General features: G+C 31.1%; 8 protein-coding genes. 5 read left to right on the top strand and 3 right to left on the bottom strand.

Features of this window, described 5'->3' with window-relative positions:
- Positions 1-12: 12 nt before the first annotated feature.
- The 3 genes from BX611_RS00155 to gltB all read right to left on the bottom strand — a co-directional run bounded on the left by BX611_RS00155 (position 13) and on the right by gltB (position 7,358).
- A complete protein-coding gene (locus BX611_RS00155) occupies positions 13-1,179 on the bottom strand; it encodes a pyridoxal-phosphate-dependent aminotransferase family protein (protein WP_115877478.1) in 1,167 nt (388 codons plus the stop codon).
- A 210-nt stretch (positions 1,180-1,389) separates the two neighbouring features.
- The gene (locus BX611_RS00150; RefSeq protein ID WP_115877477.1) at positions 1,390-2,850 is read right to left on the bottom strand and encodes a glutamate synthase subunit beta; all 1,461 of its coding nucleotides are present in this window, start codon (positions 2,848-2,850) and stop codon (positions 1,390-1,392) included.
- Positions 2,851-2,852: 2 nt separating this feature from the next.
- Positions 2,853-7,358 carry a glutamate synthase large subunit gene (gene gltB / locus BX611_RS00145; protein WP_115877476.1) on the bottom strand — a complete coding sequence of 1,502 codons (4,506 nt, stop codon included), beginning with the start codon at positions 7,356-7,358 and terminating at the stop codon, positions 2,853-2,855.
- A 287-nt stretch (positions 7,359-7,645) separates the two neighbouring features.
- Here gltB and BX611_RS00140 point away from each other — a divergent pair, with 287 nt between their 5' ends.
- The 5 genes from BX611_RS00140 to BX611_RS00115 all read left to right on the top strand — a co-directional run bounded on the left by BX611_RS00140 (position 7,646) and on the right by BX611_RS00115 (position 14,297).
- Positions 7,646-8,065, top strand: a complete 420-nt coding sequence (locus BX611_RS00140) for an IS1/IS1595 family N-terminal zinc-binding domain-containing protein (protein WP_115877475.1) — start codon at positions 7,646-7,648, stop codon at positions 8,063-8,065.
- 120 nt (positions 8,066-8,185) lie between these two features.
- Positions 8,186-9,409 (top strand): hypothetical protein, encoded by a 1,224-nt coding sequence (locus tag BX611_RS00135; protein WP_115877474.1) that lies wholly within the window; start codon positions 8,186-8,188, stop codon positions 9,407-9,409.
- Between the two features lie 19 nt (positions 9,410-9,428).
- A complete protein-coding gene (locus tag BX611_RS00130; RefSeq protein ID WP_115877473.1) occupies positions 9,429-9,683 on the top strand; it encodes a DUF4212 domain-containing protein in 255 nt (84 codons plus the stop codon).
- 26 nt (positions 9,684-9,709) lie between these two features.
- Complete coding sequence (locus BX611_RS00125; protein ID WP_115877472.1) at positions 9,710-11,407, top strand: sodium:solute symporter family protein; 1,698 nt, start codon at positions 9,710-9,712, stop codon at positions 11,405-11,407.
- A gap of 259 nt (positions 11,408-11,666) precedes the next feature.
- Positions 11,667-14,297: a sensor histidine kinase gene (locus tag BX611_RS00115; protein WP_115877470.1), complete on the top strand. Its 2,631-nt coding sequence runs from the start codon at positions 11,667-11,669 to the stop codon at positions 14,295-14,297.

Below are 14,297 nucleotides of genomic sequence, written 5' to 3'. Positions count from 1 at the left end.
AATACTATTTAATTAAGTGTTTAAAATATTTAAAGCCGTTTTAATTCCAGCCCCTATTTCAAATTTATATTTACAAGCAATTAGGCTAGCTTCAATAGCTACGATAGTTGCAATAAGATCATTATTATTAACGCAGCCCATATGTCCTACTCTAAAATATTGGGTTTTATGTGATGGTAATAAACCGCCAGCTACAATAACATTATTATTTCCAATGTGTTTTAGGAAAGCATTGGCATCTATTCTTTTAGGGTAATATACTGCAGTAAGTGTATTTGCAGCGTAATTTTTACTGATAGGTAATAATTCCATGCCTAAGGTTAACATTGCTTCACGAAATGCAGTTGCAATTTTTTTGTGACGCATAAATCTATTTTCCATTCCTTCTGAAATAATTTGTTGCAAACTTACTTCTAAAGCTGCTATTAAATTTACTGGTGGTGTACCAAAATATGAAGGGGTTCTATTTTCATAGGCTTGCATAATTGGTAGCCAATTAGTAAAGTCTGCATAGTAATTTTGTACAGGTGTTTTTCTGTTTTTAAAAATTTCAATTGCTTTTTTTGATGCAATTAATAATGCTAATCCAGGAGGGACTCCAATTGCTTTTTGAGAAGCTGTTAAAACTACATCTATTCCCCATTCATCTTGTTTTATTTCTTCTCCTGCAACGGAACAAACTCCATCCAAAATAGACAAGGTGTTATATTTTTGAGCAAGTTTGGCAATTGGTTCAGGGTTAACTAAAACTCCCGTTGAAGTGTCAACATGAGTTAAAGTTAAAAGCTTATAATTTACCTTGGAAAGTTCTTTTTCAATAGTTTCTAAGGATACTACACCTCCAACATCAGTTGTTAAAATAGTAACATTTGCACCATAGCGTTTACAAATATTTGCATATCGTTCTCCAAAATAACCAGTTGAAATCACTAATATATTATCATTTGGCTCAATTAAATTGGCTGCAGCCATATCCATTGCCAAAGTTCCGGAACCTGCAATAATAAAGGGCTGGCCATTTTTACTTTGCCACACTTTTCGCATTAATTCTAAACTATTTCCAAAGGAGTTAATAAAATTAGGAGCAACATGGCTCGTAGTTGCTGCTCCCATTGCTTGAAGTACTTCAGGTTCAAATTCAATAGGGCCTGGTATCATTAATAATTTTCTGCTTTTCATGTGTCTAAAATTATTTGTTTTAAAACGGTCACATACTGTTCGCTATCTGTCATTTTATAATTTGATAAAATTTTTAACATGCTCGTTTCATAATATAATTATTTCAAAATTGAAACATTAAATTTACAAAAAGAAAAACTATCTTTAGTAACTAAAGATGGTTTTAATAATTTCTCATTTATTGAGAATAATTTATGTTAATAGTATAAACTACATTGGAGGTAAATCTCCTTCACCTTTTGTTGGTAAATTACTATAACCCATTAAGTACTCATCTACTTTTCTTGCAGCTTCTCGTCCTTCAGAAATTGCCCAAACTATTAAACTTTGTCCTCTGCGCATATCTCCAGCTGTAAAAATGTGTGGAACATTTGTTTGATATTCAGTTGCAGAAGCTTTATAATTGCTTCTAAAGTCAGTTTCAATTCCTAATTTTTCACTGAGTGTACTTTCAGGTCCGGTAAAACCAAGAGCTAATAAAACCAATTCACAAGGCCAAGTTTTTTCAGTACCAGGAATTTCATTTAACGTTGGTCTTTCACCTTGTTTATAAATCCATTCTACTTCAACAGTTTTTAGGGCTGTTAAATTACCTTTTGCATCGGTTACAAATTCCTTTGTTGAAATTAGCCAGTTTCTGTTACATCCTTCTTCATGTGAAGATGATGTTTTCAGTTTTAAAGGCCAATAAGGCCAAGGTGTAGATTCACTTCTGTCCTTAGGTGGTTTTGGCATAATCTCAAAATTAGTTACCGATTTTGCACCATGACGATTTGAAGTACCAATACAATCAGAACCAGTATCTCCACCTCCAATTACAATTACATTTTTATCTGTAGCCAAAACTTGGTTTTTAACTTCCTGACCAAAAACCACTTTTGTTTGCTGGGTTAAAAAATCCATTGCTTGTACAACCCCTTTACTATCTGCACCTTTTATAGGTAATGTTCTACGTTGAGTAGCTCCACCACATAAAACTAACGCATCAAAATTGTTTAATTCTTCAACAGCATAATTAACACCAACATTTACATTGGTTTTAAATTCTATACCTTCTTCTTCTAAAATAGCAATTCTTCTATCTATTATTTCTTTTTCTAATTTAAAATTAGGAATACCGTAACGTAATAGTCCACCAATAGCGTCATCACGTTCAAAAACGGTAACAGAATGACCAGCTCTATTTAATTGCTGTGCTGTTGCTAAACCTGCAGGTCCGGAGCCGACTACCGCAATTTTTTTACCTGTTCTTTTTTCAGGTGGTATTGCTGTAATCCATCCTTCAGAAAACCCTTTTTCAATAATAGATTTTTCTAATTGTTCTATTGAGATAGGCGGATTAATAATACCTAAAACACAAGATTGTTCACAAGGAGCAGGGCATAACCTTCCAGTAAATTCAGGGAAATTATTTGTTGAATGTAAAATTTCTAATGCTTTTTTCCATTCACCTTTATGCACCATATCATTAAAATCAGGAATTAAATTTCCTAAAGGACAACCACTATGGCAAAAAGGAATTCCACAATCCATACAGCGAGAACCTTGCTTTTCAATGTCCTCAGTTTTTAATGGAATTGTAAATTCTTTATAGTTTTGAACTCTTTTTTTAACTGAAACGTTTGCTTCATCTTGTCTTTCAAATTCTTTAAATCCAGTAACTTTTCCCATAATTAAGCAGTAGTTTCTTCGTTAATTAATTTTTCATTTTCCAATCTAATCAATGCTTTTTTATAATCTGTAGGCATTACTTTTACAAAGTTTTTAAGATGTTGTTCCCAATTGTCTAACATTTTATAAGCCAATTCACTATTTGTATATTTAAAATGATTTTTAATAAGTTGTTTCAACTCATTTTCATCATCTTTTGAAATAGTTTCAAACTCAATCATTTCCATATTACAAAGGCCATTTTGGAATTTTTTATGCTCATCATATACATATGCAATTCCGCCACTCATACCAGCTGCAAAGTTTCTTCCGGTTTTTCCTAAAACCACTACTTTTCCACCAGTCATATATTCACATCCGTGATCTCCAACACCTTCAACAACAGCAGTTGCTCCAGAGTTTCTAACACAAAAACGTTCACCAGCTATTCCATTTATATAAGCTTCTCCATTTATAGCTCCATATAATGAAACATTACCAACAATAATATTATCTTCTGAAGCAAAAGTTGCTTCTTCTGGAGTTTTAATAATTAATTTTGCTCCAGATAAACCTTTACCTAAATAATCATTTGTATTTCCATTAACTTGCATTGTTAAACCTTTGGTAGCAAATGCTCCAAAACTTTGGCCGGCAGAACCTTTAAACTTTAACTTTAAAGTGTCTTCAGGTAAACCAATGTCTCCATAAATTTTGGAAAGTTCGTTACTTAAAATTGCACCAACACTTCTGTCTGTGTTTTTTATAGGAAATTCATATTCCATTTTTTCCTTTCTATAAATTGCAGGATGTGCCCAACGAATTATTTCAAAATCTAAAACTTCATCTAAACCGTGGTCTTGAGTTTCAGTATTATATAAAGGTTTTTGAGTCTCTGGTTTATGTAATATTGAAGATAAATCTAATCCTTTAGCTTTATAATGTTCAATGGCTTTATTAGTATTAAGCTTTTGAGATTGACCAACCATTTCATTTATAGTTCTAAAGCCTAATTGAGCCATTATTTCACGTAATTCTTTTGCAATGAAATACATAAAATTAATTACGTGTTCAGGTGTTCCTTTAAAGTTCTTACGTAATTCAGGGTCTTGTGTTGCAATACCAACCGGACAAGTGTTTAAGTGGCAAGCACGCATCATAACACAACCGGAAGCTACTAAAGGTGCAGTTGCAAAACCAAATTCTTCAGCACCTAACAATGCTGCTATGGCAACATCACGTCCGGTTTTTAATTGTCCGTCGCATTCTAAAACAACTCTACTTCTTAAGCCGTTTAAAACCAAAGTTTGCTGTGCTTCAGCAATACCAAGTTCCCAAGGTAATCCACAATGTTTTAATGATGTTAAAGGAGAAGCTCCCGTACCACCATCATAACCAGAAACCAAAATTACATCAGCCTTCGCTTTAGCAACTCCGGCGGCGATGGTTCCAACTCCAACTTTTGAAACTAATTTTACATTAATTCTAGCTTCTCTATTTGCATTTTTTAAATCGTAAATAAGTTGGGCTAAATCTTCAATTGAATAAATATCATGGTGTGGAGGAGGTGAAATTAACCCTACATAAGGAGTTGAATTTCGAGTCTCAGCAATCCAAGGCAATACTTTTTCTCCTGGCAATTGTCCTCCTTCACCAGGTTTAGCACCTTGAGCCATTTTAATTTGTATTTCCTGTGCATTAGTTAAGTAATTAGTTGAAACTCCAAATCTACCAGATGCAACTTGTTTTATAGCACTATTTCGGCTATCTCCATTTAAATCTTTTCTAAAACGTCTTTTATCTTCTCCACCTTCACCAGAATTACTTTTTCCACCAATTCTGTTCATTGCAATAGCCAAGTTTTCATGTGCTTCTGCACTAATTGACCCATATGACATAGCACCTGTTTTGAAACGTTTTACAATTTCTGTCCAAGGTTCTACTTCTTCAAGAGGAATAGGATCAAAGTTATTAAACTCTAACATTCCTCTAAGTGTCATTAAACTTTTACTTTGTTCGTTTACTGTTTTTGCGTAAACGCCATAAGTTTCATAACTATTTGATCTAACCGCTTGTTGTAATTTAGCAACAGTTGTTGGGTTAAACATGTGTCTTTCAGCATTTCTTCTCCATCTATAATCTCCACCAATTTTTAAACTTTGACTTCCAGCGATTTTAGTTCTTGGGAATGCACTTCTATGGCGTAAGAAAATTTCTTTTTCAATTTCATATAATCCAATACCTTCAATTCTAGAAGGTGTATTTGGAAAATATTCATCAGTAAATTCGCTTTTTAAACCTAAAATTTCAAAAATTTGAGAAGCTCTGTATGAAAGTAGTGTAGAGATTCCAATTTTATTCATAATCTTTAATACTCCTTTTGCTATTGCCTTGTTGAAGTTTTCAATGGCTTTTTCTTCAGAAATATCTTTAATTACATCTTGTCTAACTTGATCCTGAATGATTTCATTAATCATATAAGGATTAATAGCACTTGCTCCATATCCAAATAAACATGCAAAATGGTGTGGTTCACGTGGTTCAGCAGATTCTATTACAATTCCAAATTGTGAGCGTTGTTTTAATTTGCTAAGTTGTGTGTTAATGTATGAACAAGCCAATAACATTGGTATTGGAGCATAAGTTTTATTTACATGTCTGTCTGATAAAATAACAATATTACATCCTTCTGTAACTGCTTTAGAAACTTCTTTAACCATTGCTTTTAAAGCAGCTTCAATACCGTTTAATCCTTTTGTAATATCATATAAAGCATCAACAGATACAGCTTTAAAATCTGGATGATCAACTTCTCTAATTTTATCTAAATCTTCATTCGAAATTACAGGATTTTGAATTTTCAATTTTTGACATTGTTTTTCGGAAATATCAAAAATATTTACATCTCCACCTATTGGTAAACTAAAATCAGTTACAACTTCTTCTCTAATACCATCTAAAGGAGGGTTTGTAACCTGTGCAAATAATTGTTTAAAATAGTTATATAATAACTGTGGTTGATCTGATAAAACTGCTAAAGGAGTATCATTACCCATAGAACCGATTCCTTCTTTACCAGAAGTTGCCATTGGGCTAATAATATTATTAATTTCTTCAGTAGTATAACCAAAAATCTTTTGTCTGTTTATAAGACTCGTTTCCTCAATAGGACAGGTATTCCCTGTATAAGGAACCTCCTTTAAACCTAGTAAGTTTTTATTTAACCATTTTCGGTAAGGTCTTTTAGAGACAACTTCTTTTTTAATTTCCTCATCATTAATAATTCTTCCGGCATTCATATCAACCAAAAACATTTTTCCAGGTTCTAAACGACCATGACTTACAACATTTTCTGGTTTAATATCTAACACTCCTGTTTCTGAGGACATGACAACATTTCCGTTTTTTGTAACAGTATATCTTGAGGGTCTTAACCCATTTCTGTCTAACAATGCACCAATATAGTTACCATCAGTAAATGGTACTGATGCAGGTCCATCCCATGGCTCCATAATACAAGCATTGTATTCATAAAAAGCCTTTTTTTCATCGCTCATTGTTCCATCTTTTTCCCAAGCTTCAGGAACCATCATCATCATTACTTCAGGTAAAGAGCGACCAGTCATTAGCAACATTTCAACAACCATATCCATTGATGCTGAATCTGATTTTCCTTCAAGTATTATTGGGAATAATTTTTTAATATCATCACCAAAAATATCACTAGCCATTAACTCTTCACGCGCTTTCATGCGGTTTACATTTCCACGTAAAGTATTTATTTCACCATTGTGACACATATATTTAAAAGGTTGTGCCAAATCCCATGACGGGAATGTGTTTGTGGAGAAACGTTGATGAACTAAGGCTAAACGAGTTACTACATCAGGATTTGAAAGGTCTGTATAATAATTTCTTATATCTTCTGGCATTAACAATCCTTTGTAAATAATTGTTGTTGCAGATAAACTTGGAAAATAAAATTTATCTCTATCTGATAATTTTGAATTTACTATGGTGTGTTCAGAAATTTTTCGGGCAGCAAAAAGTTTAGCATTAAATTGATATTCGGTTAATTTGTTACCATTTTTACCAATAAAAATTTGTTCAATTGCTGGTTCAATTTTTGAAGCTACATAGCCAAGATGAGCTTTGTTAACGGGTACTTTTCTCCATCCTAAAACTTCTAAGCCTTGTTTTTCTACTTCAGCCTCTAAAACTTTTTTGCAATAGTTAAGTTGGTTGTCACTTTGGGGTAAAAACGTCATTCCGACAGCATATTCTCTTGCATCAGGTAAATCAAAAGAAGTGTTTTTAACAAAAAACTCATGTGGAATGTCAATTAATATTCCAGCTCCATCACCTGTTTTACCATCGGAACTTACCGCACCTCTGTGTTCTAGCTTTATTAGAATTTCTAAAGCATCGTGAATTATTTTATTGGATTTTTGGCCTTTTAGATTACAAATGAATCCTGCGCCGCAATTGTCTCTTTCAAATTCTGGAAGGTAAAGACCTTGTTTAATCATATTGAGTTTAGTTTAAAAAATAATCACAAAAATAACTAAAATTATAGTGAAAATGTAAAGCTATTTGCGAAAACGTTGTATTTATGATAATGGATTAAATTAATTGTTGAAAAAAATAAAATCATTAAAATACAAGGTTTAATTTTATCATATTAATAATTAAATGTTATTAATATAATTACTCAAACTAGTATTACTTCTGTAAATTACCTTAATATTTCTTAAATAGTTAGTTTTTAATTTTATAAATAATGCTAAATTAGTATATTTATGCAAAAATAATATATATGAATATTCAATTTTGTCCAAACTGCTCTTCAAATCAATATGTTAAAAGTGGAATTGTTAAAGAAAGGCAACGTTATAAGTGTAAAAAATGTGGTTATTACTTTACAGTAAATAAAATTGGAAAGCAAATAGATTCATATTATGTTAATAAAGCACTGCAATTATATTTGGAAGGATTGAGTTATAGAGAAATTGAAAGAATTTTAGGAATTTCTCATGTAAGTATTATAAATTGGGTTAAAAAGTATAATATTAAACGCCCCTATAGTTTTGAATATCATTCAACTTATAAAATATTAAACGCACAAGAATTGGCTAAGTATTTTTCTGAAAATAAAAATTTAATTGGTGCAGGTGTTATTGTTACAGAGTTGGGAGATAAATTTATGTTGATTAGGTGGGAGCGTTTTAAAGAATAACTATACTAATTAGCAAATATATATATTGATTTTTATTTCAAAGAGATTTCTTTTCATATTGTAATGGTCAAAAAATTAATTTTTTGACAACAAATAATTAACTAACCAAATTTATAATTTATGAAAAAAGTAACTTTACTACTCTTTAGTATTACTTTATTTTCTTCTCAATTTTTGTTCTCTCAAGGTTCACCAGATTATGGTGGTGGATTAAAAGTAAAAATAAATGAAGATGGAAGTAAGTATTTTAGAGTAATTTCATGGGCGCAAGTTCAAGCAACATATAATGATAATGTTGCATCGGATGCAAGTAATTTAAACTTTAATTTAAGAAGAGCAAGGGTTTTAATGTTTTCTCAGATTAACAAAAAATTTCTAATTCTAACTCATTTTGGTTTAAATAGTTTAAATAGCGGCACTATGTCGCCTGTAGGAAAAGATGAAGGAGCTCAACTATTTATGCATGATGTATGGGGACAATGGAGTTTAGGTGATAGTCATGCAGTTGGTGGAGGGTTGCATTATTTTAATGGTATTTCAAGATTGAATAATCAGAGTACATTAAATATGATGACATTAGATAATAATAGGCAATCATGGTCAACCATAGGTTTGTCTGATCAGTTTGCACGTCATCTTGGGGTTTTTGCCAAAGGTAAATTTGGTAGATTACAGTATAGAGTTGCAATTAATGATGCAATTACAAATGGATTGGATACGCGAACACCTACAAACGGTGGAGATGCAGTTTATGGTGGAAAAAGGTTAATTGGATCAAAAGACGCAGGTAAAGCTTATGCTGCTTATTTTGAATATAATCTTTTAGATGAAGAATCAAATTTTTTACCATTTAAAGTAGGGACTTATTTAGGAACTAAAAAAGTATTCAACATTGGAGCTGGATTCTTTTTGCATCCAAGCGGATCTGTAATAGCTGATCTTTCTGGTAATTTAATAGGTGAAGATGTTTCTATTTTTGCTGTTGATGTTTTTTATGATGCACCATTAGCAGATGATGGTAGCGCAATAACAGCCTATGCTACATATCAATCAAATGATTATGGCAAAAATTATAAATACAGTGCTTATGGAACAGGAAGTATGTTGTACACCCATTTAGGTTATGTTTTTGCAGGTGATAAAACAAAAACTAGATTTCAACCTTATGTTTCTTATGGAAGTAATAGTTATGATGCATTGGCTGATAATCTAAATGTTTTTGGTATTGGAACTAATGTTTATATGAGTGGTCATAATTCAAAAGTAACATTGGAATACCTAAATAAAAAGACAGGTCCTTCCAAAACAGGAACAATTACCTTACAAGGTATGATTTATTTTTAAACAACTAAAACTAATAATTATGTCAAAAGAAAAAATGAAAGCATATTGGAAAGAAAATCTTAAGTATCTAGCAATTTTGCTATCTATATGGTTTATTGTTTCCTACGTTTTTGGAATTTTATTAGTAGACCAATTAAATGAAATAAAACTAGCTGGTTTTAAACTTGGCTTTTGGTTTGCGCAACAAGGTTCAATGTATGTGTTTGTTATCTTAATATTCGTCTATGTAAAATTGATGAATAAATTAGATAAAAAATATGGAGTGGACGAATAATTAATCTTAAAAAAAATAATTAAATCATGGGAATATTAACATGGACATGGATACTTGTTGGAATTACATTTGCATTGTATATAGGAATTGCAATTTGGGCTAGAGCAGGATCTTCAAAAGAATTTTATGTAGCTGGTGGAGGAGTTCCTCCAATTATGAATGGAATGGCTACAGCTGCAGACTGGATGTCGGCAGCATCATTTATTTCATTAGCAGGTATTGTATCTTTTACAGGATATGATGGATCTGTTTACCTTATGGGGTGGACTGGTGGTTATGTGCTTTTGGCACTTTTATTAGCACCTTATTTAAGAAAATTTGGAAAATTTACAGTGCCAGATTTTATTGGAGATAGATATTATTCAAATACTGCACGTGTGGTTGCAGTTATTGCAGCTTTAATTGTTTCGTTTACTTATGTTGCCGGACAAATGCGTGGAGTTGGAATTGTGTTTTCTCGTTACCTTGAAGTAGATATTAACACAGGTGTTTATATTGGAATGGCAATAGTTTTATTTTACGCTGTTTTAGGTGGAATGAAAGGGATTACCTATACGCAAGTAGCACAGTATTGTGTATTAATTTTTGCGTTTATGGTACCTGCAATTTTTATATCATTTCAAATGACAGGAAATCCAATTCCGCAATTAGGTTTTGGAGGATCAGGTGAAGACGGTGTATACTTGTTAGATAAGTTAGATGGTTTACAACAACAGTTAGGATTTCACGAATATACTTCTGGTAGTAAATCTATGATTGATGTTTTTGCAATTACTGTTGCTTTAATGGTTGGAACAGCTGGTTTACCACACGTTATTGTACGTTTTTTTACTGTACCTAAAGTAAAAGATGCACGTGTATCAGCAGGTTGGGCATTGTTATTTATTGCAATCCTATATACAACTGTACCTGCGGTAGCAGTTTTTGCGAGAACAAAACTAATTGAAACAGTAAGTAATGCAGAATATGCAGAATTACCAGAATGGTTTGGAAATTGGGAAAAAACGGGTTTATTAAAGTTTGATGATAAAAATGGAGATGGAGTAGTACAATATGTTGCGGATAAAGCAGCAAATGAATTAACTATTGACCGTGATATTATGGTGTTAGCAAATCCTGAAATTGCTCAGTTACCAAATTGGGTAATTGCATTAGTTGGTGCAGGTGGTTTAGCAGCTGCGTTATCAACTGCAGCAGGTTTATTGTTGGTAATTGCTTCATCAATATCTCATGACTTATTTAAGAAAATAATTAAGCCAGATATTTCTGAAAAAGGAGAATTAATAGCTGCGCGTTTAAGTGCATTTGTAGCTGTTTTAATAGCGGGATACTTCGGTATTAATCCGCCGGGATTTGTAGCTGCTGTTGTTGCATTGGCTTTTGGTTTAGCGGCAGCATCATTCTTTCCAGCAATTTTATTAGGAATTTTTGATAAACGAATGAACAAAGAAGGTGCTATCTCGGGAATGATTGTAGGTTTAACTCTTATGTTCTTTTATATGGCAAAATATAAATTACATTGGATAGGTGATCCTGAAGTAGATACTGCTGAAAACTGGTGGTTTGGAATTTCTCCAGAAGGTTTTGGTACCGTTGCAATGGTTGTAAACTTTATTATTTCTTTGGTTGTGTCAAGACTTACACCTGCACCACCACAAGAGGTACAAGAAATAGTTGAACATATAAGAATTCCGTCAGGAGCAGGCGAAGCAAGTGCTCATTAGAAAATAGTTAGTCTAAAAAACAGCACTTTTAATAGTGCTGTTTTTATTATATTTAGAACTAATTTATAAATCGTGAAAAAAAGACATCAACAAAAATTAATTGTACTTTCTATAATATTACTGTGTTTATTTAATATTCCTTTAATATTACTTTTTAATAGTAGTAAAACAATACTTGGTTTTCCTATTATGTACTTTTATATATTTTTTGTTTGGTTAGGTAGTATTATTATTTCATATGTAATTCTAAAAAAATATTATGAGTAGTTTTTTAGTAATAATGGTAATAATAGTTTACCTCGCTGTAATTTTTTATGTTGCTTATTGGGCTGAGAAAAATTCTAAAAGTAATTGGGTTAATAATCCATATGTTTACACTTTGTCTTTGGCTGTTTATTGTACGGCTTGGACATATTACGGAAGTGTTGGGTTAGCTGCTACCTCAGGTTTAAAATTTTTAACCATTTATTTAGGTCCCATTATTATTATTCCTACTTGGATTCTTTTAATGAGAAAGATTATTAGAATTTCAAAGGGTAATAAAATATCTTCATTAGCTGATTTTATTTCATTACGGTATGGAAATAATAGGTTTTTAGGAGCATTGGTTACATTTGTATGCGTACTAGCAATTGTGCCTTATATCTCTTTACAATTAAAGGCTATTTCTGAAACATTTAATGTAATTACAAATCATAATATAGTTTCAAATTCAATTATTAATGATACCACTTTTTACATAGCAATATTATTAGCTTTATTTGCTGCTTTTTTTGGCACTCAACATACTGATGCATCAGAAAAACATAAAGGAATTATTACTGCAATTGCATTAGAATCTGTTATTAAATTAATATTCTTTTTAATTATTGGTATTTATGTTACTTTTTATTTGTTTAACGGACCAACTGATATTTATGTGAAAGCATCCATATTACCAAATTTTGATATTCAACAAAAAATTGATGGAGTTGAAGGCGGCTTTAATTGGTTTTTCTTAAGCTTATTATCAATGATTGCCATTATGCTTTTACCAAGGCAATTTCAAGTTACGGTGGTAGAAAATGAGCGTGAAAAATATTTAAAAAAGGTTACTTGGCTATTTCCATTATATCTATTATTATTCAACATTTTTGTAATATTTATTGCCTGGGGAGGTAATATTATTTTTCAAAATGATCAGGTAGATGCTGATTTATTTACGTTAATGTTACCATTACAAAATGGACATGAGTTTTTAGCACTTTTAGTTTTTTTAGGAGGGTTTTCTGCTGCAATATCAATGGTAGTAATTTCTACACTAGCTTTATCAACAATGCTGAGTAATAATTTAATTATTCCTTATGGGTTTTTAGGGAAATTTAGTAAAGGTGAGTCTGATGAAAATACAGAGTCTATTAAAACCATTAGAAGGTTGGCAATATTTATACTAATTATTGTTGCATATTTTTTCTATAGAAGTTTTACATTAGACCGATCTTTAGTTTCAATTGGTTTAATATCTTTTGTTATTATTGCGCAATTAGCACCTTCTTTTTTTGGTGGTTTATTTTGGAGAAGAGGTTCTTCAAAAGGAGCAATTTACGGAATAATTATTGGGTTTTTAGTTACCGTTTATACTTTAATTATTCCATTTACTATTGATTCACAATTATTTTCAACCTCTTTTATTAATGAAGGTTTGTTTGGTATTAATTTATTAAAACCATACGAGCTTTTAGGTTTACAAATTTTTGAACCAGTTCCTCATGCTTTTTTCTGGAGTATGTTTTTTAATATTATTGTTTACATACTAATTTCTGTAAATATTGTAGGGAATTATCGAGAACGAAATTTTGCCGAAATGTTTGTTGATAATAGTAAATATGCATCATTACATGAAAATGCATATGTTTGGAAAGGCGAAGCTTATGTTAAGGATATAAGAAAAGTTTTAACTCGATTTTTAGGTGAAAAAAGAACAGAACGAGCGTTAAATTTATTCTTTATGAAGTATGATATTGACAAGAAAACACAATTTGCCGATGCGCGTTTAGTTAATTTTTCAGAAAAACTATTAACAGGAAGTATTGGTAGTGCTTCTTCTAGAATTTTAATTTCTTCAGTAATTAAAGAAGTAGAAATTAGTTTACCTGAGGTTTTAAATATTTTAGATGAAACGCAAAAAGCAAAAGAATCTAACAAAGAATTACAGGAGCGTGATAAACAAAAAGATGATTTTTTAGATACGGTTGCTCATGAATTAAAAACACCAATTACTTCAATTAGAGCGTTATCAGAAATTTTGTTAGATAATGATGATATTGAAAATGAAACAAAAAGGAAATTTTTGAATAGTATTGTAAGTGAGAGTGAACGCGTAAGTAGATTAATAAATAACATTTTAGACCTAGAAAAACTTTCAACAGGAAAAGAAAAATTAGAACTGGTTGAAAATTCTATAAAAAATACCATTCAAAAATCTGTTGATGCAGTTAGGCAGTTGGCACTTAATAACCAAGTATATATAAATTCTGAAGGAGTTCAAGATATAAAAGCTGTATATGATGCCGATAGAATTCAACAAGTAATAATTAATTTATTATCAAACGCAATAAAATTTTCTAATAAAAACAATGGTAAAGTGTACATTTTTAATGTAATAAGTAATGATAAATTGGAGGTCTTAGTTGAAGATAACGGTAGGGGAATTGAAGAAGATGATTTAAAATCAATATTTAATAAATTTTATCAAGCTAAAAATCAAACTATTTTAAAACCAGTAGGTAGTGGTCTCGGTTTGGCTATTAGTAAACAAATTATAAAAAGTCATAATGGTAAAATTTGGGCCGAAAATATAAAGCCACAAGGAGCTAGAGTAACATTTACATTACCAATAAATATAAATTGA

Source organism: Lutibacter oceani, from assembly GCF_003384935.1.
GTDB lineage: Bacteria > Bacteroidota > Bacteroidia > Flavobacteriales > Flavobacteriaceae > Lutibacter > Lutibacter oceani.
Note: the sequence above shows the minus strand (reverse complement) of the source record. Positions and strands in the feature narration are given on the sequence as shown.

What these genes read in the sequence shown, in the direction of transcription:
- BX611_RS00155 (WP_115877478.1), bottom strand. Translation starts at nt 1,179, where the DNA reads ATGAAAAGCAGAAAATTATTAATGATACCAGGCCCTATTGAATTTGAA.
- BX611_RS00150 (WP_115877477.1), bottom strand. Translation starts at nt 2,850, where the DNA reads ATGGGAAAAGTTACTGGATTTAAAGAATTTGAAAGACAAGATGAAGCA.
- gltB (WP_115877476.1), bottom strand. Translation starts at nt 7,358, where the DNA reads ATGATTAAACAAGGTCTTTACCTTCCAGAATTTGAAAGAGACAATTGC.
- BX611_RS00140 (WP_115877475.1), top strand. Translation starts at nt 7,646, where the DNA reads ATGAATATTCAATTTTGTCCAAACTGCTCTTCAAATCAATATGTTAAA.
- BX611_RS00135 (WP_115877474.1), top strand. Translation starts at nt 8,186, where the DNA reads ATGAAAAAAGTAACTTTACTACTCTTTAGTATTACTTTATTTTCTTCT.
- BX611_RS00130 (WP_115877473.1), top strand. Translation starts at nt 9,429, where the DNA reads ATGTCAAAAGAAAAAATGAAAGCATATTGGAAAGAAAATCTTAAGTAT.
- BX611_RS00125 (WP_115877472.1), top strand. Translation starts at nt 9,710, where the DNA reads ATGGGAATATTAACATGGACATGGATACTTGTTGGAATTACATTTGCA.
- BX611_RS00115 (WP_115877470.1), top strand. Translation starts at nt 11,667, where the DNA reads ATGAGTAGTTTTTTAGTAATAATGGTAATAATAGTTTACCTCGCTGTA.